Source organism: Streptomyces sp. JLSY215 (assembly GCF_059682825.1).
In genome coordinates, this window is the sequence record NZ_CM185022.1 from 999,164 (window position 1) to 1,024,840 (window position 25,677).

Annotated in this window: 22 protein-coding genes and 1 pseudogene; 11 read left to right on the plus strand and 12 right to left on the minus strand. The window is 72.2% G+C overall.

The window, feature by feature from the left end; translation table 11 throughout:
• Positions 1-108 precede the first annotated feature (108 nt).
• The gene (locus AC5677_RS04330) at positions 109-831 is read left to right on the plus strand and encodes a CDP-alcohol phosphatidyltransferase family protein (protein WP_497193675.1); all 723 of its coding nucleotides are present in this window, start codon (positions 109-111) and stop codon (positions 829-831) included.
• Between the two features lie 30 nt (positions 832-861).
• On the opposite strand, the gene AC5677_RS04335 is transcribed toward AC5677_RS04330, so the two are convergent.
• From AC5677_RS04335 to AC5677_RS04345, 3 genes are read right to left on the minus strand one after another with little or no spacing between them, the layout of a single operon-like run.
• A complete protein-coding gene (locus AC5677_RS04335) occupies positions 862-1,254 on the minus strand; it encodes a DUF6126 family protein (RefSeq protein WP_497193676.1) in 393 nt (130 codons plus the stop codon).
• Between the two features lie 32 nt (positions 1,255-1,286).
• Positions 1,287-1,685 carry an ArsR/SmtB family transcription factor gene (locus AC5677_RS04340; RefSeq protein WP_497193677.1) on the minus strand — a complete coding sequence of 133 codons (399 nt, stop codon included), beginning with the start codon at positions 1,683-1,685 and terminating at the stop codon, positions 1,287-1,289.
• Complete coding sequence (locus AC5677_RS04345; RefSeq protein ID WP_497193678.1) at positions 1,682-1,876, minus strand: hypothetical protein; 195 nt, start codon at positions 1,874-1,876, stop codon at positions 1,682-1,684. The genes AC5677_RS04340 and AC5677_RS04345 overlap by 4 nt, the downstream gene beginning before the upstream one ends.
• 335 nt (positions 1,877-2,211) lie before the next feature.
• Between AC5677_RS04345 and AC5677_RS04350 the strand changes: the two genes are divergently transcribed.
• Positions 2,212-3,027: an alpha/beta fold hydrolase gene (locus AC5677_RS04350; RefSeq protein ID WP_497193679.1), complete on the plus strand. Its 816-nt coding sequence runs from the start codon at positions 2,212-2,214 to the stop codon at positions 3,025-3,027.
• A gap of 247 nt (positions 3,028-3,274) precedes the next feature.
• Complete coding sequence (locus tag AC5677_RS04355; protein ID WP_497193680.1) at positions 3,275-4,741, plus strand: MFS transporter; 1,467 nt, start codon at positions 3,275-3,277, stop codon at positions 4,739-4,741.
• A 127-nt stretch (positions 4,742-4,868) separates the two neighbouring features.
• On the opposite strand, the gene AC5677_RS04360 is transcribed toward AC5677_RS04355, so the two are convergent.
• Both AC5677_RS04360 and AC5677_RS04365 read right to left on the minus strand, forming a co-directional pair.
• Entirely contained in the window at positions 4,869-5,510 is a 642-nt protein-coding gene (locus AC5677_RS04360; RefSeq protein WP_497193681.1) for a TetR/AcrR family transcriptional regulator, read from the minus strand.
• Positions 5,511-5,912: 402 nt separating this feature from the next.
• Entirely contained in the window at positions 5,913-6,587 is a 675-nt protein-coding gene (locus AC5677_RS04365) for an SGNH/GDSL hydrolase family protein (protein ID WP_497193682.1), read from the minus strand.
• 450 nt (positions 6,588-7,037) lie between these two features.
• Between AC5677_RS04365 and AC5677_RS04370 the strand changes: the two genes are divergently transcribed.
• On the plus strand, positions 7,038-8,288 hold the full coding sequence (locus AC5677_RS04370; protein ID WP_497193683.1) for a glycosyltransferase: 1,251 nt from the start codon (positions 7,038-7,040) through the stop codon (positions 8,286-8,288).
• A 283-nt stretch (positions 8,289-8,571) separates the two neighbouring features.
• Entirely contained in the window at positions 8,572-8,949 is a 378-nt protein-coding gene (locus AC5677_RS04375) for a VOC family protein (protein ID WP_497193684.1), read from the plus strand.
• Between the two features lie 128 nt (positions 8,950-9,077).
• On the opposite strand, the gene AC5677_RS04380 is transcribed toward AC5677_RS04375, so the two are convergent.
• Together AC5677_RS04380 and AC5677_RS04385 are read right to left on the minus strand one after the other, a co-directional pair.
• The gene (locus AC5677_RS04380) at positions 9,078-9,977 is read right to left on the minus strand and encodes a siderophore-interacting protein (RefSeq protein ID WP_497193685.1); all 900 of its coding nucleotides are present in this window, start codon (positions 9,975-9,977) and stop codon (positions 9,078-9,080) included.
• A gap of 133 nt (positions 9,978-10,110) precedes the next feature.
• Positions 10,111-12,390, minus strand: coding sequence for an ATP-binding cassette domain-containing protein (locus tag AC5677_RS04385; protein ID WP_497193686.1), 2,280 nt, complete (start codon positions 12,388-12,390; stop codon positions 10,111-10,113).
• Positions 12,391-12,493: 103 nt separating this feature from the next.
• On the opposite strand from AC5677_RS04385, the gene AC5677_RS04390 reads away from it, so the two are divergent.
• The 3 genes from AC5677_RS04390 to AC5677_RS04400 all read left to right on the plus strand — a co-directional run bounded on the left by AC5677_RS04390 (position 12,494) and on the right by AC5677_RS04400 (position 15,592).
• Positions 12,494-13,297 (plus strand): TetR/AcrR family transcriptional regulator, encoded by an 804-nt coding sequence (locus AC5677_RS04390; protein WP_497193687.1) that lies wholly within the window; start codon positions 12,494-12,496, stop codon positions 13,295-13,297.
• A 192-nt stretch (positions 13,298-13,489) separates the two neighbouring features.
• The gene (locus AC5677_RS04395; RefSeq protein ID WP_497193688.1) at positions 13,490-14,851 is read left to right on the plus strand and encodes an SGNH/GDSL hydrolase family protein; all 1,362 of its coding nucleotides are present in this window, start codon (positions 13,490-13,492) and stop codon (positions 14,849-14,851) included.
• Positions 14,852-15,103: 252 nt separating this feature from the next.
• Entirely contained in the window at positions 15,104-15,592 is a 489-nt protein-coding gene (locus tag AC5677_RS04400; RefSeq protein WP_497193689.1) for a glutathione peroxidase, read from the plus strand.
• Between the two features lie 98 nt (positions 15,593-15,690).
• Here the strand turns inward: AC5677_RS04400 and AC5677_RS04405 are convergent, their stop codons facing one another.
• The 3 genes from AC5677_RS04405 to AC5677_RS04415 all read right to left on the minus strand — a co-directional run bounded on the left by AC5677_RS04405 (position 15,691) and on the right by AC5677_RS04415 (position 18,788).
• A complete protein-coding gene (locus AC5677_RS04405) occupies positions 15,691-16,074 on the minus strand; it encodes an STAS domain-containing protein (RefSeq protein WP_497193690.1) in 384 nt (127 codons plus the stop codon).
• A gap of 533 nt (positions 16,075-16,607) precedes the next feature.
• Positions 16,608-17,870 (minus strand): SLC13 family permease, encoded by a 1,263-nt coding sequence (locus AC5677_RS04410; protein ID WP_497193691.1) that lies wholly within the window; start codon positions 17,868-17,870, stop codon positions 16,608-16,610.
• Between the two features lie 108 nt (positions 17,871-17,978).
• Positions 17,979-18,788: an ATP-grasp domain-containing protein gene (locus AC5677_RS04415; RefSeq protein ID WP_497193692.1), complete on the minus strand. Its 810-nt coding sequence runs from the start codon at positions 18,786-18,788 to the stop codon at positions 17,979-17,981.
• Between the two features lie 227 nt (positions 18,789-19,015).
• Between AC5677_RS04415 and AC5677_RS04420 the strand changes: the two genes are divergently transcribed.
• The 3 genes from AC5677_RS04420 (at position 19,016) to lnt (ending at position 23,160) form a co-directional block, all read left to right on the plus strand.
• A complete protein-coding gene (locus AC5677_RS04420; RefSeq protein WP_497193693.1) occupies positions 19,016-21,013 on the plus strand; it encodes an ABC transporter ATP-binding protein in 1,998 nt (665 codons plus the stop codon).
• Positions 21,014-21,086: 73 nt separating this feature from the next.
• Complete coding sequence (locus tag AC5677_RS04425; protein ID WP_497193694.1) at positions 21,087-21,569, plus strand: nuclear transport factor 2 family protein; 483 nt, start codon at positions 21,087-21,089, stop codon at positions 21,567-21,569.
• A 49-nt stretch (positions 21,570-21,618) separates the two neighbouring features.
• Positions 21,619-23,160 carry an apolipoprotein N-acyltransferase gene (lnt, locus tag AC5677_RS04430; protein WP_497193695.1) on the plus strand — a complete coding sequence of 514 codons (1,542 nt, stop codon included), beginning with the start codon at positions 21,619-21,621 and terminating at the stop codon, positions 23,158-23,160.
• 140 nt (positions 23,161-23,300) lie between these two features.
• On the opposite strand, the gene AC5677_RS04435 is transcribed toward lnt, so the two are convergent.
• Together AC5677_RS04435 and AC5677_RS04440 are read right to left on the minus strand one after the other, a co-directional pair.
• Positions 23,301-24,224, minus strand: coding sequence for a Gfo/Idh/MocA family protein (locus tag AC5677_RS04435; protein WP_497193696.1), 924 nt, complete (start codon positions 24,222-24,224; stop codon positions 23,301-23,303).
• Between the two features lie 109 nt (positions 24,225-24,333).
• Positions 24,334-25,587 (minus strand): annotated as a pseudogene (locus AC5677_RS04440) (FAD-dependent monooxygenase); the annotation flags it as partial.
• Between the last annotated feature and the right edge of the window lie 90 nt (positions 25,588-25,677).

Here is a 25,677-nt window from a genome sequence, read left to right on the forward strand (position 1 = left end):
CGGCATACGGGGAAGCCGCATGCGGACGGAGCCGCATGCCGGGGATCATGAGGACGCGGTTACCATACGCGGCAGTCATCGACTCCGCCACACATCCCGGGAGGCCCGGTGGCCGTACAGGATCCGTACGACACAAGGCCCTTCGGCCAGGACACCACGGCGGGCATGGGCGTACAGCTGCTGGTGCTGGAAGTCCTGTGCCGGGTGTTCGGCCTGGGCACCGCGGGCTGGCTGACGGGCTCCGCGTTCGCGGTGGTCACCTGGGCCCTGCTCACCCTGGCGCTGCAGCGGTCCTGGACCGGTTCGTTCGGCCCGGCCAACCGCGTCACGCTGGCCCGCGCGATCCTCGTCGGCGGCGTGACGGCGCTGGTCGCGGACTCCTTCGGGCACCGGCCGCCGGTGGCGGTGCTGGTCGCGCTGGCCACCGTGGCGCTGATCCTGGACGCCGTCGACGGGCAGGTGGCGCGGCGCACGGGCACGGCGACGGCGCTGGGCGCGCGGTTCGACATGGAGGTGGACGCGTTCCTCATCCTGGTGCTGTCCGTCTACGTGGCGATGCCGCTGGGCGCGTGGGTGCTGCTCATCGGGCTCATGCGGTACGCCTTCGTCGCGGCGTCCTGGGTACTGCCGTGGCTGCGCGGCGACTTGCCGCACAGCATGGCCCGCAAGACGGTGGCCGCATTGCAGGGGATCGTCCTGGTGGGGGCCGGTGCCGGCATCGCGCCGACGGCGTGGACGGTCCTCGCCGTGGGGGTGGCGCTGGCGCTGCTGGTGTGGTCGTTCGGGCGGGATGTCGCCTGGCTGTGGCGGGCGCGGGGCTCCGCCGCGTGACGCGGCCCGCGCCGGGGCGCGGCGCGGCCGTCACGTTCCCGCGTGCCGCCCCAGGTAGACGACCAGCGCCAGGAAGACGAGCAGGAGCTGGCTGACGAGGATCGAGAGCAACACCCGCCGCCATACGCTGTGCTGGACGGGGCGGTGCGGCACATGGACCGCGCCGGGCAGCCGCGCCAGCTGACGGCCGGGGCGGACGGCGGTGGGGGTGCCGCGCCGGCCGCCGCAGCGCGGTGACGTGCGGTGGCGGGCGGCGAATTCCGGGCAGCCGCGGCCGTGTCCGGGTGCGGTCCGCAGCGGCCCCCGGCCGTGGTGGCGCCCGCGGCAGGGGCGGCCGGAGCCCGGCCCGGTGGCGGACGGTATGCAGGTGCGGGAGCGGACCGCCCGCCACGGCGGCGGGCCCTTACGCCTCGCTGCGGCCATCTGCGATCACCCCTCGGGGCGGCGCGCGTACGTCACGACACCGCCCCCACGCCGTCGGCCGTCGCCACCGCGCCGGCCGTGCGAACGGTGCCGGCCTCGGCCTTCCGCAGCTCGGCGAGGAGCGCATGGCGGCCGGTGAGCACATCGGTGAGCACCCGGCGGGCGGCGCCCAGCAGCTCCGCGACATCGCCGCCGGCGAGCTCGTAGACGACGGTGGAGCCGCAGCGGGTGGCCGTCACGATGCCCGAGCGGCGCAGGATCGCCAGCTGCTGGGAGAGCGCGGACGGCTCCACCTCGATCGCGGACAGCAGGCTGCGGACCGGCAGCGGCCCGTCCTGGAGCAGTTCCAGCACCCGGATGCGGACGGGATGGCCCAGCATCCGGAAGAATTCGGCCTTCGCCTGGTAGAGCGGGACCCCTGCGCCGTTCACTCCGGCGCCCCGCTCTCCGGCCCGGCCCCGCCGTCCTGCGTGATGCCCACATTGCGGGCCACCCGCAGCGCGTCGTCCAGCTCGTCCTCCGCCACGGCCAGCGCATAGGCGTCACCCGCCGCCCGCGCCGCGTCGACGGCGGCGCGCGCAACCCGCACCCGTTCCCGTACCGCCTCGGCGAAACCGCCCACGCTTGCCCTCCGCGTCCAGGCCGACCGGCCGTCGCGTCATCTGTTGAATTGCGGAATTCTGCAACTGTAGACGACAAGGGCGGGCCTCCCCTATGGGTGGGGCGGCCCAATCCTCCGATGGCGGCAAAACGTCCTCGGCCCGCGGGCGGCCGGGCCCCGGGCGGACCGGCGCGCTCGCGGCCCGCGACCACGCGAAGCGCTCACGCCCGGAACGTGCCGCTCCCCGCCCGCCGCTCCCGGCTTGAATCTCCCGCTGGAGGAGCTTTTACGGTGCCGACGGACGCGGCCCGGACGGTATCGGCGGGCCGCGGGGAACCCGACCTCAAGGAGAAACCATGACCGCATTCGTCCTCGTGTCCGGCGGCTACACCGGCGGCTGGATCTGGCGCGACGTCACCGCCCGGCTGCGCGAACGGGGCCATCAGGCGCACCCGGTGACGCTCACCGGGATGGGCGACCGCCGGCACCTGGCGGGTCCCGGAACGGATCTCGAGACGCATATCGAGGACGTGGTGCAGCTTCTGGACCACGAGGAGTTGGCGGACACCGTGCTCGTCGGTCACTGCTACGGCCTGATCCCGTTGCTGGGCGCCGCCGACCGCCGGCCGGACCGGGTCCGCCGTCTCGTCTATCTGGACGCGGGGATGCCCGACGACGGCGACGCGGGGGTCGACGTGATGCCCGACCCGGCCGTACGGGACCGGCTGCTGCGACGCGCCGAGGACCGGGGCAACGGGCGATTCCTGCCGCCTCCGCCCCCGGAGGACGAGCAGCTGTGGGGCAGCAGCCTCGCGCTGCTCCCGGAGGCCGCCCGGCAGCGCCTGCTGCGGCTCGCCGCACCCCAGCCGCTGGCCACCCTCACCCAGCCGCTCCGCCTGACCGGCGAGTCGGCGCGGATCCCGGCCACCGGCATCTTCTGCACGGCGCACGGGGCGAGCATCGCCCTCATCGAGTCGCTGGTGGCCACGGGCGACCCCCGCTTCCAGAGGCTCACCGACCCCCAGGTCGGCTTCTTCGACCTGGACACCGGCCACTACCCGATGCTGTCCCACCCGGACGAGCTGACCGACCTGCTGCTCCGCGCCGCCGCGGGCGAGGGCCACCGAATCGGGCAGCCCACTGAACACCCCCGCCCGTCAACCGCACCGTGACGCGCACGACATCACCGCAGAATCGGCGAAGTCCCGTCCGCAGGGGCCCCGTTCACTGACCTGGCGGGGCCCGACGACAGCGTCCCACCTGGCGGCGGGCCGGTCGCCGGCCCGCCCCGGAGGCGTTCCCGCTGACTCAGGGGGATAACCGATTGAAGTGAACATACGGTCGTGCGTATTCTTTGTCGCGGCTCGGGACCGCCGAGCCAGTGCGCAAGTGCGCCTTGCCGCGAAAGGGATGTCTCACATGCCGAATGCCAGTCACACACTGAAGGCGGCGCGCAGCGCGCAGCCCGGTCCAGGGGATGCGGTGCCTTGGGCCGCGCTGTCGACCGTCATGATCGGTATGTTCATGGCGATCCTGGACTCGTTCATCGTCGTCGTGGCGGGCCCCGCCATCCAGACCGATCTCAAGGCGACCGCGAGCGAGCTCCAATGGGTCCTCGCCGGCTACCAGTTGAGCTACGCGGTCTTCCTGATCACCGGCGGCCGGCTCGCGGATCTGTACGGGCGCAAGCGCGTCTTCCTCATCGGGACGGCGGTCTTCACGCTCTCGTCCATCGCCTGCGCCCTGGCCGGTGATCCGAGCGTGCTCATCGGCTCCCGTATCGTCCAGGGCCTCGGCGCGGCCCTGATGGTCCCGCAGGTCTTCGCCATCATCACGCTGACGGTCTCCACGCAGAACCGGCACCGTGTCTTCGGTGTCCTCGGGGTCGTCCTCGGCATGGCGTCGGTCAGCGGTCAGCTGGTCGGCGGCCTCCTGATCGGCGCGAACCTCTTCGGCTCCGACTGGCGCTCGGTGTTCTGGGTGAACATCCCCATCGGCATCGTCACAATCCTGCTGGCTCTCAAGTACGTACCCGAGTCGCGGGCGGAGCAGACCCGCAAGCTGGACGTGCCCGGCGTGCTGGCCCTCAGCGCGGCCCTGCTGCTGCTCACCTACCCGCTCATCCAGGGGCGGGACGCGGGCCGGCCCTGGTGGACATGGGCGTGCTTCGCGGGCAGCGCGGGGGCGTTCGCGCTCTTCGTCGCGCTGGAGCGAGCGGTCGACCGGCGCGGCGGTGAGCCGCTGATCAAGCTGTCGCTCTTCGCGCAGCGCTCGTTCTCGCTCGGCATCGTCCTTGTCCTCGCCGTGTACGCGCTTCTGTACTCGTACTACCTGGCGCTGTCCGTCTCGATGCAGGACGGGCTGGGCATGTCACCCCTCGGCTCCGGGCTGGTCTACACGCCGGCGGCGGTGACCTTCTTCGTCTGCAGCCTGATCGCCGGACGGCTCGTCCCGAAGTACGGCCGCCGCGTGCTGGAGGTCGGTTCGATCGTCCTCGCGGTCGGCTATCTGACGACCGCCGTGGTTCTGCTGTCCGGGCCGCGTCTGACGCCCCTGCTCATCATCCCGACCCTGATGCTGCAGAGCGTGGGAGGCGGGTTGCTGATCACTCCGCTGCTCAATACGGTCCTGGCGCGGATCGATCCGCGGTCCGCGGGGATGGCCTCGGGCTCACTGTCCACCGCCCAGCAGGTCGGCGGTGCGCTGGGCGTGGCGGTCGTCGGAGCGGTGTTCTTCCACTCCTTCCAGACAGGCGCCGCCTCCGGCGACAAGGTGCATGCGGCGGGACACGCCTTCGCGCTGACGTCCCTGACGACCTTCGCCATCGCGGCGCTCGCGGCGCTACTGGTGTTCCTCCTGCCGAAGACGCCGCCGACGAAGGCGTGACGACGCGCAGCAGGTGCCTGCGCCTCCGGGGAGCGAATCCCTGGAGGCGCCGGCACCTCTTGTCTTGCGTCGCACGGCCCGGCGCGGGGAGCGGTCAGGTCTTGTTCAGGGTGTTCTCAGGGCGAATTCAGGGCGATTGCAGGAGATTGTCCACGGTGCGGCGCACCTTGGTGATGACGTCGTCGTCCCCGAGGCGCAGGGCCGTATTGGCCGCGCAGAGCACGGAATCGATCTGAAAGACCGCGAGGTCGATGTCGAGTTCCGCGATCTCGTGGGATGCGACGGCGTTCCGCAATTCGTCCGCGATGGTGTCGAACCATTCCTGCTGGTTGCGGAACAGGGCGTCGTGAATCGTTCCCGGCTTGCTGTCGAAACGGGCGATGTTCGCGACGTAGAAGCAACCGCCTTCGAACAGCGGGGTTTTGGCGTAATCGAACCAGCGCTCAATCAATGAGCGCAGCCGGTCGACTCCGGGGGCCGCTTCCCTCGCCGGGCGGATGACCGCGTCGAGGAACATTTCGCGCGCATAATCGATGGTCGCGAGCTGCAGCACTTCCTTGGACCTGAAGAGGGTCTGGATGCCCGCCTTGCTCATCCCCGTATCGGTCGCGAGACGACCGAAGCTCACGTCGTCCAGCCCGTCGAGGGAAGCGATGTCGACGGCGCGCCGCAGTGCGGTCTCCCGCGCTCGCGCCCCTTTGAGCAGGCGCTTGTCAGTGATCGACACCGTATCTGCCCGCGTGACGAAGGTTCGCGCCCCAGTGTCCATACGGTCGATCGTACCTCTTGTGTGTGATGGGCGGGAGAACGCACCCCTTCCTACGGGCCGCCTCATCACATCGGGCATTCGGGCATGCGGATTCAGCACCCCCACATCGCGCTCCGGTGCATTTGGGCCGGTATACGGAGGCGGTCCGGTCGCATCACCGCGCCGAGCGCGATCCGTTCCAGGAGTTGAGTGTCGAACCCGGCCCGGAGCTGCGCACAGCACACGGCATCACGAAACAGACGTTCTCCTCGGACATCATGCGCGAGCGTCCGGGGCCGGCCCGCCCGGCGTGACAGCCGGGCGAGTACCGGGCGCCGACGGCGAACGCGGTGCGGCGAAGGGGCCCATGACCGCCCTCGCCACACCGCGTCGACCTTCCTCGTTGCCCTGCCGCACCGGCGTTCAGGGCGTGCGGTGGGCCAGGGCGGCGGCCAGCGCCCTGACCATCTCGCTCGCCATGACGGCCTGGCCCGACGTGGAGAAGTGGAGGCGATCCGCACTCAGCAGGTTCTCCCGGGAGTTGACGGGGTGATCCCACATGTCGACGACGACGGCGTCATACTCGCCGGCGAGGGCGCGCGTGAGGTCGTTCAGGGTGAGCACGCGCTCCGTCCAGTCGGGGAAGACCGGCACGACGTAGGCGCGCCCCAGGGTGAACGTCGTGAGCTGCGCACCCGTCTCAGCCGCCAGGTCGTACATCTTGCGCATGTTCTGCTCGATCTCCCCGAAATCCGGTGAGCGGCGCAGGAGGTCGTTGGCGCCGCACGGGATGTGCAGCAGGTCCGGCGCGAAGTCCCGCATCTCGTCGATCTGATGGTCGATGGTGTCAACCGTCGTGGCACCGGCCACCGCCGTGTTCAGGTAGGCCAGACCGGGCCTCACCTGCCGCAGGATGTGCGCGAATCGATCGGGCCAGCCCTGGTTCCCGTAGCCGACGCTCGCGTCTCCCGTCCCTGCGGAGAGGCTGTCCCCGATCACGGCGTAACGCTGCCAGGGGGCATCGAACAGCAGCGCCGCGGCATCGAGCGTGGGCAGGCAGAACGGATCGGTCTCCTCGGTGAAGGATGTCGAAGTCATCACCAAAGAATGCGGTCGGCCGTATGTAATGTCAACGTCGATGCCGAGGCGGCCTGACACACGCGAGGTGGCGAGGGTGGCGAGGGTGGCGAGGGTGGCGAGGTGGCGAGGTGACGAGGTGTCAGAGAGCCCCGGCCCCGGCCCCGTTCCGGCTCTGCACGCGAGCCCCGTTCGTCGAGGATCAGGCGGTGCAGCTTCGCCCGGACCGGGCAACTGCCGCCCGGTGCAGTCCGTCGGGACCACGAAGACGATCGCAGCGAGGGCCTCGCGGTCCCCGTAGGCGGCGCTCGGGCGCTTCGCGAGGGGCCGGTCCGTCCGCAGCGGACGACAAAAAGAAAAGGGAAAGGAGTTCCCCACTCCTTTCCATGCTCAACGTATAGCGCACTGGGGGGCTTGCGGCAAGGCCCTGGTGGTACCGCAGAATCACCGACCGAAGCCAGAAGTTGAGGAATGGGGAGTCGTACAGTGCGGGTGTTGTTGTCGACGTATGGGTCGCGTGGGGACGTCGAGCCGATGGCGGGGCTGGCGGTGCAGTTGCGGGAACTCGGCGCGGAGGTTCGGGTGTGCGCGCCGCCGGACGAGGACTTCGCGCAGCTGCTGGCCGGTGTGGGCGTGCCCCTGGTGCCCGTCGGCCGGTCGGCGCGCGCACTGACGGCCGCCGCGCCGCCGCCGTCGTCCCTGTCCGAGCGTGCGGCCGAGTTGATCGCCGCCCAGTTCGACGCGGTCACCGCGGCGGCCGAGGGATGTGACGTGCTGCTGGCGACCGGCATGCTTCCCGCCGCGGCCGGCGCGCTGTCGGTGGCCGAGAAGCTGGGCATCCGCTCCGTGTACGCGAGCTTCCAGAAGCTGGTTCTGCCGTCCCCCCACCACCCGCCGCTGGCGTATCCGGGGCGGCCGTTCCCGCCGGAGGCGACCGACAACCGGGTGCTGTGGGACCTGGACGCCCAGAGCGTGAACGCGCTGTTCGGCGAGGCGCTCAACACCAACCGGGCGTCGATCGGCCTGCCGGCGGTGGACCACGTCCGCGACTACGTCATCGGCGACCGGCCGTGGCTGGCCGCGGACCCGGTCCTGGACCCGTGGCAGGAGTCGCCGGACCTCGACGTCGTCCAGACCGGCGCGTGGATCCTGCCCGATGTCCGGCCGCTCCCGGCCGAGTTGGTGGCGTTCCTGGACGCCGGCACACCACCGGTGTACGTGGGCTTCGGCAGCATGCCCATGCACACCTCCGAGGACCTCCCCAAGGTGGTCATCGAGGCGATCAGGGCGCAGGGCCGCCGCGCACTCGTCTCCCGCGGCTGGGCAGGTCTGGCCCTGATCGACGACGCCGATGACTGCTTCGTCGTCGGCGAGGCCAATCACCAGGCGCTGTTCGGCCGGGTGGCCGCCGTCGTGCACCACGGCGGCGCGGGCACGACGACGACGGCCACCCGGGCCGGCGCGCCCCAGGTGGTGGTACCCCAGGGGGCGGATCAGCCGTACTGGGCCGGCCGGGTGGCCGACCTGGGCATCGGCGCGGCACATGACGGTCCGACGCCGACCTTCGCGTCCCTGTCGGCCGCGCTCAGGACGGCCCTGACCCCCGAGACCGGCGCGCGGGCCAAGGCCGTGGCCGGCACGGTCCGCACCGACGGGGCGGCGGTGGCCGCGAAGCTGCTGCTCGACGCGGCCGGCCGGGAAACGCCGGCCGGGTCCGCGTGAACGACGCGGGGTCGCCGAGCCGGGGACGGCGCCCGGCGCCCGGCTGCACCGCCAACTCGGCCTGCGCAGGCCCCCGCGAGCCGCGCGTAACTGCGCTGCGAGGAGCCACCGTCGGTACACCGGGGGCCGCCAACACCGCCGCTTCCAGGCCGTCTTGTCCCGGCCTGTCCCCGGAAGGCATAGGGTGACATGCCGAAGTAGTACCGGATAACCCTTACTTCATGTTTCCGCTGGTCAGGGTGTGGGGTCCTGGCGGTGGTCACCCTTCTGCGAAAGGCACCGCATGACATCCCTGGTACGCCACATCACGATCGACTGCGCCGATTCCTATCGCCTGGCGCAGTTCTGGGCCGAGGCGCTGGGCGGCTCGCTCGCCGAGGACGACCGGCCGGGCGACCCGGAGGCCTTGGTGACCGCTGCGGGCAGCGTGCTGCTGTTCATCGCGGTACCGGACAAGAAGGCCGTCAAGAACCGGCTGCATCTGGATCTGCAGCCGCAGGACCTCAGCCGGGACGAAGAGGTCGAGCGGTTGCTCGCACTGGGCGCGGAGTTGGTCGCCGACCACCGCCGGCCCGACGGCACGGGGTGGGTGACGCTGGCCGATCCCGAGCGCAACGAGTTCTGTGTGGAGCGCAGCGCGGCCGAGCGGGCGGCGGGGTGAGGTCCCACCGGGACGCCGCGTGAGCGCCGTGCCCGGCGCCGTCCGGCCTTCTTGGCGGAGGTGGCGGAGGAGGCGAAAGGGTCGGCCGTGCTCCCCGCCCGGTCGCACACCGGGCGGGGAGCACCGCCCTATTCCCCGGCCTGCGCCTGGGCCCCGGCTATCTTCTCCTGCGCCTCGGCCAGGTCCTCTGCCGTGGGGGCGTCGTCCTGGGTGAGTCTGCGGCGCCAGTAGCCGGTGAAGTCGATCTGCGTGGTGGCCAGGCCGCGCTCGTTGACGAGATGGCGACGCAGTGCGCGGACCGTGCCGGCCTCACCGGCGAGCCAGGCGAAGACCGTCCCGGAAGAAGGGAATGCGGCGTCGCGTACCGCGCTCAGCAGGCCGTCGCTCTGTCCGGCCGCGACGCCGTTGCGGTGCACCCAGTGGACGGTGAGGTCGGCCGGGGTCGTGAAGGGCTGTTCCTCCGCGGCGTCGGACACCTCGATGTACGCCGTCGCGGGGGCGCCCGCGGGCAGCGCTTCCACCAGCGAACCGATCGCGGGCAGCGCCGTCTCGTCGCCGGCCAGCAACAGCCAGTCGGTGCTGTCGAGGGGCAGCGGCCGGGCATAAGCCGCCGCCGGCCCGTAGCGCGCGAGGGTGTCGCCCCTTCGGGCGTTGGCCGCCCAGCGGGTGGCCGGGCCGGCTGCCGCGTCTACCTCCGGGGTGTCCGCGGCTGCGTGCAGGACGAAGTCGACGGTGATCCGATGGAGTTCGGCGTCGTAGGACCGCACCGTATAGCTGCGCATCCAGGGCCGTTCGTCCTCGGGCAGGGCGAGGAACGCCTCGTACCAGCGCATCACATCGCCGTCCGCGCCCGTGTCCGGGAGCCGGGGGGCGGTCTGGCCCGGTCGGGGAAAGAGCAGCTTGAGCTGCTGGTCGGGCCAGGTGGGGAAGTCGTCGAGGCCGTCTCCGGCGAAGGTGACCCGGACCATGCGCGGGGTGATCCGCCGGACGTCGGTGACCTGGATGAGCGCGACGGGCACGGCCGTCATCGGATCCTCCATGAGATGTGCGGAGTTGGTGGGAAGAGGCTGGAGCGAGGTCGGAGAGGTCGGCGAGGTCGGGTGTGGGGCGGTTTCCCGCAAGGCCTGCGGGGGTTGCTGCTGCCCTGCGGTCCCGCCAGGCCTATGGCGTCTGCGCCGCGCGCGGTCGGAGGTATGACTTGAGGTGACGGGCCGTCAGTGAATCTCCGTGGGCGACGAGATCGGCCGGGGTGCCGGTGAACACCACGCGGCCGCCGTCGTGGCCCGCGCCGGGGCCGAGGTCTATCAGCCAGTCGGCGTGGGCCATCACCGCTTGGTGGTGCTCGATGACGATGACGGTGTTGCCGTCGTCCACCAGCCGGTCCAGCAGGCCCAGGAGCTGATCCACGTCGGCGAGATGGAGGCCGGTGGTCGGCTCGTCCAGGACATAGACGGCGGCCTTCTCCGCCATATGGATGGCGAGCTTGAGGCGCTGGCGTTCGCCGCCGGAGAGGGTGGTGAGCGGCTGGCCGAGGCCGAGATAGCCCAGGCCGACGTCGCTCAGCCGGTCGAGGAGGGTGCGGGCCTGTCCGGTGGGGAAGAACGCGCGGGCCTCGGCCACCGACATGGCCAGCACCTCACTGATGTTCTTGCCGCGCAGGGTGTAGGTGAGCACCTTCGGGGTGAAGCGCCTGCCCTCGCACTCCTCGCAGACCGAGGCGACGCCCGCCATCATCGCGAGGTCCGTGTAGACCAGCCCGATGCCCTTGCAGGCGGCGCACGCACCCTCCGAATTGGCGCTGAACAGCGCGGCCTTGACGCCATTGGCCTTGGCGAAGGCCGTACGGATGGGGGCGAGCAGCCCCGTGTAGGTGGCCGGATTGCTGCGGCGGGAGCCGCGGATGGCGGACTGGTCGGCGACGATCACGCCGTCCCGGCGGGCGAGCGAACCATGGATCAGGGAGCTCTTGCCCGATCCCGCGACCCCGGTGACGACGGTGAGGACGCCGAGCGGGATATCGACGCTGACGTCCTTGAGGTTGTGCTGCTTCGCGCCGGTGATGGACAGCTGACCGCTGGGCCGGCGGACCGTCTCGCGCAGCCGGGCACGGTGGTCGAGGTGGCGGCCCGTCAAGGTGTCGGAGCGGCGGAGCGCGTCGACATCGCCGGTGAAGCAGATCCGGCCGCCGGCGGATCCGGCGCCGGGGCCGAGGTCGACCACATGGTCGGCGATCTCGATGGTTTCCGGCTTGTGCTCGACGACCAGGACGGTGTTGCCCTTGTCGCGCAGCCGCAGCAGGAGGTCGTTCATCCGCTGGATGTCGTGCGGGTGCAGTCCGACGGTCGGCTCGTCGAAGACATAGGTGACGTCCGTCAGGCTGGATCCGAGGTGGCGGACCATCTTGACCCGTTGGGCCTCGCCTCCGGACAGGGTGCTCGATTCGCGGTCCAGGCTCAGATAGCCCAGCCCGATCTCGACCAGCGAATCCAGGGTGTGGGAGAGGGTGGCGAGGAGCGGGGCCACGGAGGGGTCGTCGATGGTCCGCACGAAGGCGGCCAGGTCGCTGATCTGGAGGGCGGAGCATTCCGCGATATTGCGGCCGGCGATACGGGAGCCGAGGGCGGCGGGATTGAGCCGCGCGCCGCCACAGTCGCCGCAGGAGGTGAAGGTCACCGCGCGGTCGACGAAGGCCCGGATGTGCGGCTGCATGGACTCGCGGTCCTTGGCGAGATGGACCCGCTGCACCTTCACCAGCAGACCCTCACAGGTGATGTTGAAGGTGCCCTGTCTGGTCTTGGTGGCGGGCTTGTGCAGGAATGCGTCCCACTGCTCGGGGGTGTAGTTCTTCAGCTTGACGTCCGGGTCGAAGAAGCCGGAGTGGGCGAGGGTCTGCCAGTAGAACGAGCCGACGGCGAAGCCCGGTGCGGTGATCGCGCCTTCGTTGAGGGACAGTTCGGTGTCCACCAGCTCGCCGACGTCGATCGCCGAGACCTGTCCCAGTCCCTCGCATGCTGGGCACATTCCCTCGGCGCTGTTGAAGCTGAAGGCGGTCGAGGTGCCGATGTGCGGCCTGCCGAGGCGGCTGAAGATGATCCGCAGCATGGTGTGGGCGTCGGTCGCCGTGCCGACCGTGGAGCGGGAGTTGGCGCCCATCCTCTCCTGGTCGACGATGATCGCCGCGCTGAGGTTCCGCAGTGCATCGACGTCGGGCCGCCCCTGTCTCGGCATGAACGACTGGACGAAGGCGGTATAGGTCTCGTTGATCAGCCGCTGCGACTCCGCGGCGATGGTGCCGAAGACCAGGGAGGACTTCCCCGATCCGGAGACGCCGGTGAAGACCGTGAGGCGGCGCTTGGGGATGTCGAGGGACACCTCCGCGAGATTGTTCTCCCGCGCGCCGCGGACCTCGATGACGTCGTGATTGTCGGCCGCGGACCTCATGGACCATCCGCCGGACCCCTGGTACCCCATCCCGCCCCCTGATATCTTTACAACGTAAAGAGTTCGCTCGACGAGGTTACTTTATGCCGTAAGGAGTTCGCAAGTGGTCCTCTTCGCCGGCCAGGGCGACGCCCGCCGTTCGATGTCCCTGCTGTGGCGCGCCAAGGACAAGGACCCGGCCGGGAAGCGCTCGGCGCCCGGCCCCAAACCGGCGCTGAGCGTGGACGCGATCGTGGACGCGGGCATCGCCGTCGCGGACGCCGAGGGCCTGGCCGCGCTGTCGATGCGCGCGGTGGGCGAGCGCCTCGGGCGGACGGCGATGGCGCTGTACACGTACGTCCCCAGCAAGAACGAGCTGGTGGACCTGATGTACGACCGCGCGCTGGCCGAGCTGCCCACCGACTACGACCTCACGCCGGGCTGGCGGCCCGCCGTGACGTCCTGGGCCGAGGACACCTGGGAGTTCTATCTGCGCCACCCGTGGGTGCTCCAGGTCTCCCAGGCCCGGCCGGTGCTCGGGCCGAACGAATATGTCGCGCTGGAGACGCTGGTGCGGCTGCTGTACGCCACCGAGCTGGACTCCGCCGTGCTGCGCCGGATCGTCGGGGCTCTCTTCCACTTCGTCCGCGGCGCCGCCCAGACCGTCACGGAATCGCGGCTGGCCGCGGCGGCGACGGGCATGTCCGACGAGGAATGGTGGCAGTCCCGCTCCACCGTGCTCGGCGAGGTCGTGCCCGACTTCCAGGACCGCTTCCCGCTCCTGGTCCGCCTCGAGACCGAGGGCGCGGCACCGCACACGGGCGGTTCGGAGCCGTACTTGGAGCGCGAGGCGAAGACCACCTTCGAGGTCGGCCTGACCGTCCTCCTGGACGGCATCGCGGCGACGATGGACAAGGCCGCCCCCTGACCCCCTCGCCGCCGCTCCTCGGTCGCGCCGGCCCCGTCCCGCTCGTCCCACCAGCCACTCGGGTTCCGCCAGAAGGGCGAGAACGGCGTGTACGACGCCGACCGCGCCGACGGCGGTGGGACGGTCCGTGGACCATTACCGAGCGCCGCTGACGACGACCGACGACGGGAGGCACCCGTGCGAGGACGCCCCTTGCCCCGCAGATCCCTGCTGGCCGGCGCGTCGGCGCTCGGCCTCCTGGGGGCTGCCGCGACGCCGGTGGCACCCGCCGCCGCGACACCGGCGGTATCCGCCGCCGGGATCCGCCACTGGGTGGGCGGCTGGGCGGCCGCCGTCACGCCGCCCGCCCGCAGGGGCCGGTCCGTCACCGGGTTCGCGCACCGCACCCTCCGCCTGGTGGTGCACCTCTCCGTCGGCGGCGACCGCGTCCGCCTGCGGCTGTCCAACCTGTACGGCACCCGGCCGCTGGACCTGGGCGCGGTGACGGTCGCCCGGCGGGCCAAGGGGGCCGCCACCGAGCCGGGCAGCCGGCGCACGGTGACGTTCGCCGGGCGCCGCTCGGCCGTCGTCCCCGCGGGCGCGGAGGTCGTCAGCGATCCCGTACGGCTGAGGGTCCACGCCGACGGCGACCTGGTGGTGAGCATCCATCTCCCGGGAACGACCGGGCCCACCACCTGGCACGGCGGCGCGAAGCAGACCAGCTACGTCTCCAATCGGGGCGATCACACCACCGACGAGCGCGGCTCGGCCTTCCGCCACCAGATCCTGTCCTGGTTCTTCCTGTCGGGCGTGGACGTCGGCACGACGGAAGCGGACCGCACGGTGGTGGCCTTCGGCGACTCCATCACCGAAGGCGGCGCCATCCCGGACAACGCCAATCTGCGCTGGCCGGACGTACTGGCGCGGCGGCTGGCCGATACCGCGCGGCGCGGCCGCGGCCTCTCCGTCGTCAATGCGGGCATCGGCGGCAACCGGCTGCTGAGCGACGTCGGGACGGGCGCCGACGGGCGGATCCACCTCGGGGTCAACGGCGAGGCCCGGTTCGCCCGCGATGTGCTCGGGCAGACCGCCGTCTCCGACGCGATCGTGCTCCTCGGCACCAACGATCTGGGGGCCGGCACCGGGGTGCACCGGGGCACCAAGGTGACGGCCGGCCAGGTGATCGCCGGACTGGCCGCGCTCGCCGGCCGGGCACAGGCCGCCGGGATCGCGCTGCACGCCGGCACGCTCACCCCGAACGCCCTGCTCCGCCCGGCGGGAGAACGCATGCGGGCCGAGGTCAACCACTGGATCCGTACCGGACGGGCCTTCGACGGCGTCGTCGACTTCGATGCGGCGCTGCGCGATCCGGCCGCGCCCAGGCGGCTGCGGCGCGCCTACAACAGCGGCGACGGTGTGCATCCGAACACCGCCGGAATGCACGCCATGGCACAGGCGGTGGACCTGTCGGCCCTGGGCCGGGCGGGAACGTATCTTCTGCCCGTCACCGGCTCAGGCGCATCTCGCGGCCGTCCCCCGTGCGCACCGCAACCCGTGCGGCACTCTCCAGGTTGAGTCCGGATATGGACGCGAAAAAGACCACGGGTCATGTTTTCCAGCGCCTGTCGCTCTCGCCCCCGTACGCACGACGGTCCCCCGAGGAGGCGACCCCCATCTTCGACCAGTTGGTCAGGGAGTGGCGCGCGGGCGCGCGCCGGCCGGTGGTCTCGTGGCCGGTCGACGATTCCGGGAAGATCAGGCCGGGCGCCACTGTTGTCAGCAATGACGTCCGTCCCTATTCGCGGAACCGCATTGAGGAGCATGACCGTGAGCCTGTACGACATTCCCCTGCGCACCCTGACCGGTGAGCCCGCCTCGCTCGCCGACTACCGCGGCCGGGCGCTGCTGGTCGTCAATGTGGCGTCCAAGTGCGGGCTGACCCCGCAGTACACGGGCCTGGAGCGGCTCCAGGAGCGCTATGCCGACCGCGGCTTCAGCGTGCTGGGCTTCCCCAGCAACCAGTTCGCGGGCCAGGAGCCGGGCACGGCCGAGGAGATCGCCACGTTCTGCTCCGCGCAGTACGGCATCAGCTTCCCGCTGTTCGAGAAGACCGACGTCAATGGCGCGGAGCGGCACCCGCTGTATGCGGAGCTGACGGGCACCCAGGATGCGGAGGGCGCGGCGGGGGACGTCCAGTGGAACTTCGAGAAGTTCCTGATCGACCACCAGGGCAAGGTCGTGGGGCGGTTCCGGCCGCGCACGGAGCCGGAGGCCGACGAGCTGGTCGCGGCCATCGAGGCGGCCCTGCCGGCCTGATCCCCGCTGCCGCGTCGCCCGTCCCGCGGCCGCCCGGTCCGGTCGTCGCATGCGGCGCCGGGCCGGTGGCGCGTGGGCGGCCGTCCGCCCGCCGGCGGTCAGACGGCCACGCAGTCGGCCAGGCAGGTGGCTCCGGCGATCGCTTCGGCCACGATCTCGAACTCACCGGTCAGCGAGGCCATCCGCAGCAGCCGTGCGACCCACCCGCCGTCCGTGACCCCGGTCAGCCGCAGCCGCCCGCCCCGGTCCCGCGTCCGGTGCCGGGCCCGGCACAGCAGGCCCAGCCCGACGCAGTCCATGAAGGTCACCGCGCTCACATCGAGGACGAGATCGGGGCGCTGCACGCCGGTCAGCGCGTCCAGCCGGTCGGAGACCATAGAGGCGGCGAGGATGTCCCATTCACCGCGGAGCTCCAGCACGATCGTGCTGCCCGCCTCGCGGATGTGCCCGACGAATTCTTGGTAGTTGTGGCCCTCGGCCATCAGCCCGACCCACTTTCGTGCCAGGGAGCGAGACAGCGCCACACAAGGGGCGAAGGGATCCGGGGAGTGAGGGGGAAGCGCCCGTCGCGATCCGGACGGACGCATCCGTATCCGGTCGTCGGCCGTGCCCTGACATCGCTGCTGTGCGTGACGTTCTACGGCTTACCCGCCCATCGTGGCGTCAAGTCCTGGTGAGAACCACGTAAAGAGGTTGGCTCAATTACGGCGGGCCGGTTCAGAGGGGGTTCCCGCGGGCCGCGGTCGCGCGTGCGCACGAAGCCTGGGTGGGTGGGTAACGGGCTTGCGCAGAGGGCGAGTTGGATGCACATCAGGGCGTCGGTGCCTTCGTCGGTGATCCGGCTGCATCGGCGTCCCGGGGCCGCCGCAATCAGGCTTCGTGCGCCGCATGGCTTGAAATAGCGGGTTTCGATGTCGCGCAGATGACGGACGGCACAGCGGCACATCCGCCCGGCGGTACGAGGCGGGTCATCGGTCCCCTGATCGCGGCGTGGCCCACGGACACCCGCGCCTCGTCAGGTGCCGATGACGCGCAGCGCCACCCACAGCCCGACCGTCGACAGGACCAGCGTCGCCGGGACCGTCAGCAGGCCGAGGCCGGTGAAGACGGACAGGGCCGGCGCGGATTTGTGGTCGTGCAGGATGCGCCGCCACAGCAGGGTGGCCAGGGAACCGACATAGGTCAGGTTCGGGCCGACGTTCACGCCGATCAGTACCGCCAGGACGGGCCCCGCGCCGGAGGGGGCCGCGACGGGAAGCAGCGCGAGGACGGCCGGCAGGTTGTTGATCAGGTTCGCGAGCAGCGCCGCGAACGCGGCGAGCCCGAGCAGCGCCGGCAGCGACGACCCGTCGGGCAGCAGCCGGTCCACGGCGTCGCCCAGCCCGTTGTCGACGACGGCCTTGACCACGATGCCCAGGGCGAGCACGAACAGGCAGAACAGCGGGTTCGCCGCCGCCACCAGCCGCGGCACGGTGGTCTCCCCGCGGCGCAGCGCGCGGACCGCAAGGACCAGGGCACCGGCCGTCGCCGCCCACGCCGGGTTGATCCCGGCGAAGGAGGTCACCACGAACCCGCCGAGGGTGAGGGCGAGGACGACGAGGGCGGGGACCGGCAGCGGCGGATCCGCCCGCTGCGTCCGCTCCGGCCGTCCCACGGTCGCCGCGAGGTCATGGGCGAAGAAGCGGCGGAAGACGACGTACTCGACGGCGACCGCCAGGGCCCAGGGCAGTGCCATCAGCGCCGCGAACCGGGTGAAGGACAGCCCGGCGGCGCCGAGCGCCAGGAGGTTGGTGAGGTTGGAGACCGGGAGCAGCAGCGAGGCGGAGTTGGCCAGGTGGGCGCAGGCGTACAGATGGGGCCGTGCGCGGGCACCGGCACGGGCCGCGGTGGCCAGCACGACCGGCGTCAGCAGCACCACCGTCGCGTCCAGGCTGAGCACCGCGGTCACGGCCGCGGCCAGCGCGAACACCCCGGTCAGCAGGCGGCGCGGACGATCGGCGCACAGCCGGGCCAGCGCGGCGCCCGCCGCCTCGAACACGCCCTCGCGGGCACAGAGGTAGGCCAGTGCCAGCACCGCGGCGAGAAAGCCGACGACCGGCAGCAGGCTGTGCACCTGGGCCCACGCCTCGGCCGGTGACACCGCGCCGATCAGCACGACGATCGCCGCCGCGGGCACCGCCGCCACCGCCTCGGAGGCGCCGCGCGGCCTGCGTACCGCGAAACCCAGCACGCCCAGCAACAGCAGCAGGGAAACGGTCTCCGACCAGGCGATAGTCACCACCGAACGCTACCCGTCCCGCTGCCGGGCCCCGCGCCCGGTCCGCCCCTGGCAGATCACCGGCCCCTCATCCCCCGGTCGCCTCGCGACCGCCCTGATGGACGCAGGTCACCGCGCCGCCGCCCTGATGAACGGCCGATCGCGCGCCGCCACCCGCGCCACCGGACCCGCCGCCCGCAGCACGGTGTCCAGGGCCCGCTCCGGATCGCTGGTGTAGCGCCCGCTCGCCCAGGCCGCGTTGGCCTCGATGACCGCCCAGTGGCCGTCGAGGCGGCCGATGTCGACGACGATCGCGGAGGGCAGGCCGGCGCCGCAGCGGGCGAGGAGTTCGGCGCCGAAGGCGGCCGCATCCGGGGTGAGCGGGCCGAGGCTCAGGCGCCCGTCCTCGGCGTAGCGGCCGCCGGTGTGTACCTCGCCGTCCAGGAGGTAGAGGCGGTATTCGGCGGCGAAGGTGACCACGTCGGAGACCAGTACGAGGGTGTCCGGGTCGACGGCGTCGGCTCCGGGCAGCCGGGAGCCGTCCGCGTAGACCATGGCCCGGATGCTCTTGTCGTTGGGTGGCTTGACGAAGACCGGCCTGCGCAGGGCGTACGCCTCGCGGATCGGCAGCGCGCGGATCTCGCGCCGCACGAGGTCGCGGGGCAGCTCGGCGAGCCAGCATGGCGGGGCTTCGAGCGGGGCGATGCCGAGCGGGCCCGCCACCGCGTCGGCGAAGGTCGGCCCGGCGTGCAGATGAGTGGCGCGCAGGCCGTCCGGGAGGGCGAAGGTGGGCAGCTGGACGGTGCGCAGTCCGCGCCGCCGGGCGGTGTCGCGCAGCTCGGTGGCCGACGCCGTCAGGCGCGGCGGCAGGAGCAGGGTGGCCGCGGGTGCGGCGGCTGCCGTCGTGTGGTGGTCGTGGACATCGCCCCCATGTCGCATGGCGATCATGGTAGCGGCGGGTTAACTGGGGATTCGGGGTGCGTCCCGGGGGACGGCCGAGGGGCCGTACGGGAGACCGGGAGGGTGATCGGCGGACCCGCTGCGCGTCCCGGAGGGTGACCTGCGCGGAATCCCTTGACCTCAACATTGGTTTAGGTCCTAGGTTCCTTTCATGTCGCCGGTCAGCCACGGCGATCCCGTGCCGACCCCGACACCTGGAGGCCGCGATGGACATGGAAGTCACCGCCTGGCATTCGCTGCACAGCACGATGACCGCACAGCAGGGCAGCCGCCGCTTCTCCCGCGGCACCCTGCGCCGGATCGGCGGCTTCGCCCGCCCGCATCGGCGCCGTCTGCTGTGGTTCCTGCTGCTCAGCACCGTGACCGCGATGCTCGCGGTGGCCACCCCGCTGCTCGCGGGCCGGGTCGTCGACGCGATCTGGCACCGCGATTCCGCCTCCGTCGTCCTCGCGCTGTCCGGGCTGATCGCCCTGATCGCCGTCGCCGAGGCGGGTCTGGGCCTGCTGACCCGGTGGCTGTCGGCGAGCCTCGGCGAGGGGCTGATCCTGGATCTGCGGACGACCGTCTACGACCACGTCCAGCGGATGCCGATCGCGTTCTTCACCCGCACCCGCACCGGGGCGCTGGTCAGCCGCCTCAACAACGATGTGATCGGCGCCCAGCGGGCCTTCAGCGACACCCTCTCCGGGGTCGTCAGCAATATCGCGACGCTGCTGCTGACCCTCGTGGTGATGCTCAGTCTGTCCTGGCAGATCACCCTGATCGCGCTCGTACTGCTGCCGGTGTTCGTGCTGCCCGCCCGGCGGGTCGGCCGGCGGCTGGCGGCGCTGCGGCGCGAGGGCGCCGACCACAACGCCGCGATGGGTACGCAGATGACCGAGCGGTTCTCCGCACCGGGCGCCACCCTCGTCAAGCTGATGGGCCGGCCGGCCCGCGAATCCGCCGAATTCGCCACCCGCGCCCGCCGGGTGCGCGACATCGGGGTCCGTTCGGCGATGGTGCAGACGTACTTCGTCACCGCGCTCACCCTGGTCTCCGCGCTGGCGCTGGCCGTGGTCTACGGGCTCGGCGGCTATCTCGCGCTCCGCGGCCATCTGCAGCCCGGCGCGATCGTCTCGCTCGCGCTGCTGCTCACCCGGCTCTACGCCCCGCTGACCGCCCTGTCCGGTGCGCATATCGAGGTGATGAGCGCGCTGGTCAGCTTCGAGCGGGTCTTCGAGGTGCTGGACCTCAAGCCGCTGATCGCCGAGAAGCCGGACGCCCGCGCGGTGCCCGAGGGCCCGGTGTCGGTGGAGTTCGACACCGTACGCTTCGGCTACCCCGCCGCCGACAAGGTCTCCCTCGCCTCCCTCGAAGAGGTCGCCACCCTCGACACCCGCGGCGGCGAACGGGTCCTGCACGACATTTCCTTCCGCGCCGAGCCGGGCCAGATGGTCGCCCTGGTCGGCTCCTCGGGCGCCGGCAAGTCGACCATCGCGCAGCTGCTGCCGCGGCTGTACGACGCCGATGGCGGCGCGGTCCGGCTGGGCGGGGTGGACGTCCGCGATCTGACCGCCGCCTCGCTGCGCGAAGCGCTCGGCATGGTCACCCAGGACGGGCACCTCTTCCACGACACCATCCGCGAAAACCTGCTGCTGGCCAGGCCCGAGGCCGCCGAGGACGAGCTGTGGGACGCACTGCGCCGCGCCCGTCTGGAGGCGCTGATCCGCAGCCTGCCCGACGGCCTGGACACCGTCGTCGGCGAGCGCGGCTACCGGCTCTCCGGCGGCGAGCGCCAGCGGCTGACCATCGCCCGGCTGCTGCTCGCCCACCCCCGGGTGGTGATCCTCGACGAGGCCACCGCCCACCTGGACAACACCTCCGAGGCCGCCGTCCAGGAGGCGCTCGGCGAGGCCCTGGAGGGCCGGACCGCGCTGGTGATCGCCCACCGGCTGTCGACCGTACGGGCCGCCGATCTGATCCTCGTCATCGAGGGCGGCCGGATCGTCGAGCGCGGTACGCACGCGACGCTGCTGGCGGCCGACGGGCGGTATGCGGAGCTGTACCGGACCCAGTTCGCCTCGGAGACGGACGAGGCGAACGACGCACACGACGCACACGAGGCGAACGAGGCGGATTCCGGCGCTCCCGGGACGGCGACCGCAGCGAATTCCGGCCAGGAGCCGGGCGACGGCCTCGCCGAGGACACCGTGCTGGTGGGGTGATCCCGCGCCGGATACCGCGCCGCTTGGCCCCCGCTCTCTTGGCGGGGGCCGCCGTATGCCGAAAACTGAGGCAATGACGCAGCGCGCGGAACACTCGACAGTCATGGACCGCCTCGCGATCGACGATCTGGTCACCGGCTATGCCATAGCCCTCGACGACGGGGACTGGGCCGGCTACCGGGCCCTGTTCACCGACGACGGCCGGGCCGACTACCGCTCCGCGGGCGGCATCGAGGGCAGCACGGCGGAGATCGCGGCCTGGCTCACCGACATGCTGCGTCTCTTCCCGGTACGTCAGCACCTGATCGTCAATCGTCGGATCACCCTCGCCCGGCGGGACGGCGCACCGGGCGATACGGCCGTCGTCCAGGCCGACTACCTCAACCCGATGCGGCTCGACGACGGCGCGGCGGACGCCGGTGCCGGCCCCACCGCCCCCAACTACACCTGTGCCGGCCGCTACGCGTTCGCCGCCCGCCGCACACCCGAAGGCTGGCGGCTGACCGAGGTCGTCGTGCACGAGAAATGGCGCGAGGTGCTGCCCGCCGGGGAATGATCCCCAGATCCTTTGGACGGTCCGGTCCGCGCGACGAGAAGGAGACGGTATGCACACACCGCTCGGCGATCGGGTGCCCCGGCTCCGCTCCCCCTGGCGACGGGGTCTCGTCGCGGCGCTCGCCGGGGCGCTGCCGACGCTCATCTTTCCGGCGCCGTCCTTGTGGTGGCTGGCGTATGCCGCCCTCGTCCCCTGGCTGCTGCTGGTGCGGTCGGCGCCGACGGTGCGGCGGGCGGCGCTGGACGGCTGGCTGGGCGGCGCGGGGTTCATGCTGGCGGTCCACCACTGGTTGCTGCCGAATCTGCACGTCTTCCTTCTCGTGCTGGCCCTGCTCCTCGGTGCGCTGTGGGCGCCCTGGGGGATGCTGGTGCACGCGCTGCTGTCGGACGGGCGGGGGCGGGCGACGGGCGGGCGGTACGCCGCCGCGCTGGTGCTGGTCCCGGCGGGCTGGCTGATGGTCGAACTGGTCCGCTCCTGGCAGTACTTGGGCGGTCCCTGGGGATTGCTCGGCGCCAGCCAGTGGCAGGTGCCGCCCGCGCTGCGCCTGGCGTCGCTCGGCGGGGTGTGGCTGCTGAGCCTGCTGATCGTGGCGGTGAACACCGCGCTGGCCGAGCTGATCGCCCGCCCCGCGGCCTGGCGGGCGGCCGTCGCCGGGCTGCTGGTGCCCGCCCTGGCGGCCGCCGCGGCCTGGTTCTGGGCGCCCCTCCCCCGCCCCGCGGGCACGGTACGCATCGCCGTCGTCCAGCCCGGCATCGGCGGCACCCCCACCGAACGGCTGGCCCGGAGCGAAGCGCTGACCCGGTCGCTGGCGCACCGCGGCGTACGCCTCGTCGTCTGGGGCGAGAGCAGCCTCTACCAGGACCCGGGCGACCATCCCGCGCTCGCCGCCCGGCTCGCCGCGCTGTCCCGGCAGACCGGCGCGGACCTGCTGGTCAACGCGGACGCCCGGCGGGCCGGCCGGGCGGGCATCGAGAAGAGCGCGGTACTGATCGGGCCGCAGGGACCGACCGGCGACCGTTACGCCAAGATGCGACTGGTGCCGTTCGGCGAATACATACCGGCCAGGTCCCTCCTGGGCTGGGCGACCCATGTGGGCAGGGCCGCGACCACCGACCGGATCCGCGGCACCCACCAGGTCGTGATGCGGATCCCCACGGCGGACGGGCTGCGCATCGGCCCCCTGGTGTGTTTCGAGACGGCCTTCCCCGACATGAGCCGCCACCTGGCGCGCGACGGTGCGCAGGTGCTGGTCGCCCAGTCCTCGACCTCGACGTTCCAGGGCAGCTGGGCGCCGGCCCAGCACGCTTCACTGGCCGCGCTGCGCTCCGCGGAGAACTGGCGGCCCATGGTGCACGCCACGCTCACCGGCATCAGCGCGGTCTACGGCCCCCGTGGCGAGCCGGTCGGCGAACGGCTGGGCACCGACCGCAGCGCGGCCGCCGTCTACGATCTGCCGCTGGCCCGGGGCACCAGCCCGTACACCCGGTTCGGCGACTGGGCGGTGTACGCGGCGGTGGGCGCGCTGGTGCTCGCGGGCGCGTACACGGGCGCGCGGGCGCTCGGCGGGCGGCCGGCGCGAACTCCCCGGTGACCCTCCGGGCGCACCGCTCCGTGGACGCGTCCATGGACGTGCGGGGGCGGGCACCGGCGTGACGGCGCCTGCTGACGCCGGGTGGGCTGCCGGTGCGGTGCGGTGCGGGGAGAACGGACCCGCCGACCGGCCCCGGGTCCTCAGCCCTCCTGCGTCACCGTGCGCACGATGCGCTCGCACAGCTCGTGGGTCCGCAGGGCGTCGGCGGCGCTGAGCACCTCGCCGGCGCGTACCGAGTCGAGAAACGCGAGCACCGCCTGCTCGATACCTCGCTGCCTCGCGACCGGCACCCAGTCGCCGCGGCGACGGATGGTCGGCTGTCCCTTGTGGTCGATCACCTCCGCGAGGTTCACCACCTCACGCTTCGTGTCCTGCCCGGACACTTCGAGGCGCTCTTCGGCCGACCCGCTCAGCCGGTTCATGATCCCGATCGCGGTGAAGCCCTCGCGTGCCAGGGAGCAACTGCCGCCGGAGAGCTGGAGCACCACATGCTCCAGCAGCCCCTCGCGCATCCGCGCCCGCACATCGATGTGATCGATCTCGCCGGGGACGAGGAACCGCAGGGTGTCGACGACATGGATGAAATCGTCGAGCACCAGGGTGCGCGGGTCCTCCGGCAGGCCGACGCGGTTCTTCTGCATCAGGATCAGATCGCGGGCATGATCCCGGCACTGGGCGTACGCGGGCGCGAAGCGGCGGTTGAAACCGACGGCCAGCCCCACTCCCCGGTCCTCGGCGAGCCGCACGATGCTCTCCGATGCGGCGAGTTCATAGGACAGCGGCTTGTCGACATAGGTCGGCACGCCCGCCTCCAGGAGCCGCGTCACGATCTCGGGGTGTACGGAGGTCGGCGCATGCACGAACGCCGCGTCCAGGCCGGCGGAGAGCAGCGAGTCCAGGTCCGTGTGCAGCTGCCGGCCGGTCAGCCGGTGCATCGCGCCGACCCGTTGGAGGGTGGCCGGGGTGCGGGTCTGCAGATGCAGCTCGATGCCGGGCTGCGTGGCCAGTACGGGGAGGTACGCCTTCTGGGCGATGTCTCCGAGTCCGATGCAGCCGACCTTCACTCGTACTCCTCCTCCTGGGACGGCACCGCGGGTGGTGCCGCGGCCGTGTGGTGGTTGATGCCGCGGGCCGGACGACCCGTGTGCCGGACGACCGTGTGCCGGAAGCTTACGTGGCGGCCGGGGGGCGCCAGTCGGCGATGCCGTCCAGGCCGCGCAGCGCGAGATCCGGCGCGAGCCGGGCGGTGGCGGCCATACCGGCGGCGCGCAGCGCGCGGGCCGGCCGGGACCGCCAGAGGGTGAGGCGGCCGATCCGCTCCGCCCGGCGCACCACGTCCATGGTGCGCGGCAGCCGCTGCCGGGTGTAGGCGGCGAGCGCGGCGCCGAGATCGGCGTCCGCGGCGGTCTCGTGGGCGAGTACGACGGCGTCCTCGATGGCCTGGCAGCCGCCCTGGCCGAGGTGGGGGGTCATGGGGTGGACGGCGTCGCCGAGCAGGGCGACGCGTCCCCGGTGGAAGGCGGGCGGCGCGGCGGCCGCGGTCCGGACGTCGTTGCGCAGGACGGTTGCCGGGTCGACGGCGGCGAGCAGCGCGGGGACGGGGTGGTGCCAGTCGCCGAAGCGGCGCAGCAGTTCGGCCCGTTCGTCGCCGTCGGCGGCCCGTCCGCCGGGCGGCAGGGCCGCGGTGGCGTAGGCGTACACGCGCCCGTCGGACAGCGGAATCGAGCCCCACAGGCTTCCGGCGCCCCAGGTCTCGTGTGCCGGGTACGGGCGCTCGGGGGCGGGCGCCACGAAGCGCCAGGCGGTGAATCCGGCGTAGCGGGGCTCGGGATGGCCGGGGAAGACGGCGCGGCGGACGGCGGAGTGGATGCCGTCGGCACCCACGACGAGGTCGGCGGTCAGCTCTTCGCCGTCGTCTCCTTCGCCGTCGCCTCCGTCGATGACCGCCACTCGCGCCGGGCGGCCGCCGGGCGCCGGGTCGCCCTCGTCGACGAGCGTGGCGGCGGCGCCGGTGCGCAGGGCGCCTTGGGGCAGCCGGGCGGCGAGGAGGGCGAGGAGCTCGGCGCGGTGGGCGACGACGACCGGGCCACCGAAGCGCCGGACGGCCGCGGCGGCGTCCACACGGGCCAGCCGTCGGCCGCTGGGGAGGCACAGTGCGCCGGTGATCTGCGGGGCGGCCATGGCGCGGACCGCGTCGCCGGCGCCCAGGGTCTCCAGGGCTCGCTGGGCGTTGGCGGCCAGCCCGATACCCGCCCCGCTACGCGGCGCTCCGGCTCCGCGCGTAGCCGGGTGTCCGGATGCGGGGCCCGGTTCCGGTGCGGCGGTGCGCTCTAGGACGGTGACCGCCCAGCCGCGGCGGTGCAGCGCCAGTGCGGCGGTCAGTCCGCCGATTCCGCCACCGATCACGAGAGCGGTGCGTCGGTCCATGGTCGCGTCCCTTTCCCTACCTCTGCCTGTGTCACTGCAGCGCAGCACTACATCTGTAGTTTCACCTTTCACGCTACTACGGCCGTAGTC

What these genes read in the sequence shown, in the direction of transcription:
- AC5677_RS04335 (WP_497193676.1), bottom strand. Translation starts at nt 1,254, where the DNA reads ATGGCCGCAGCGAGGCGTAAGGGCCCGCCGCCGTGGCGGGCGGTCCGC.
- AC5677_RS04350 (WP_497193679.1), top strand. Translation starts at nt 2,212, where the DNA reads ATGACCGCATTCGTCCTCGTGTCCGGCGGCTACACCGGCGGCTGGATC.
- AC5677_RS04355 (WP_497193680.1), top strand. Translation starts at nt 3,275, where the DNA reads ATGCCGAATGCCAGTCACACACTGAAGGCGGCGCGCAGCGCGCAGCCC.
- AC5677_RS04360 (WP_497193681.1), bottom strand. Translation starts at nt 5,510, where the DNA reads ATGGACACTGGGGCGCGAACCTTCGTCACGCGGGCAGATACGGTGTCG.
- AC5677_RS04365 (WP_497193682.1), bottom strand. Translation starts at nt 6,587, where the DNA reads ATGACTTCGACATCCTTCACCGAGGAGACCGATCCGTTCTGCCTGCCC.
- AC5677_RS04370 (WP_497193683.1), top strand. Translation starts at nt 7,038, where the DNA reads ATGGGGAGTCGTACAGTGCGGGTGTTGTTGTCGACGTATGGGTCGCGT.
- AC5677_RS04375 (WP_497193684.1), top strand. Translation starts at nt 8,572, where the DNA reads ATGACATCCCTGGTACGCCACATCACGATCGACTGCGCCGATTCCTAT.
- AC5677_RS04380 (WP_497193685.1), bottom strand. Translation starts at nt 9,977, where the DNA reads ATGACGGCCGTGCCCGTCGCGCTCATCCAGGTCACCGACGTCCGGCGG.
- AC5677_RS04385 (WP_497193686.1), bottom strand. Translation starts at nt 12,390, where the DNA reads ATGAGGTCCGCGGCCGACAATCACGACGTCATCGAGGTCCGCGGCGCG.
- AC5677_RS04405 (WP_497193690.1), bottom strand. Translation starts at nt 16,074, where the DNA reads ATGGCCGAGGGCCACAACTACCAAGAATTCGTCGGGCACATCCGCGAG.
- AC5677_RS04415 (WP_497193692.1), bottom strand. Translation starts at nt 18,788, where the DNA reads ATGCGACATGGGGGCGATGTCCACGACCACCACACGACGGCAGCCGCC.
- AC5677_RS04420 (WP_497193693.1), top strand. Translation starts at nt 19,016, where the DNA reads ATGGACATGGAAGTCACCGCCTGGCATTCGCTGCACAGCACGATGACC.
- AC5677_RS04425 (WP_497193694.1), top strand. Translation starts at nt 21,087, where the DNA reads ATGACGCAGCGCGCGGAACACTCGACAGTCATGGACCGCCTCGCGATC.
- lnt (WP_497193695.1), top strand. Translation starts at nt 21,619, where the DNA reads ATGCACACACCGCTCGGCGATCGGGTGCCCCGGCTCCGCTCCCCCTGG.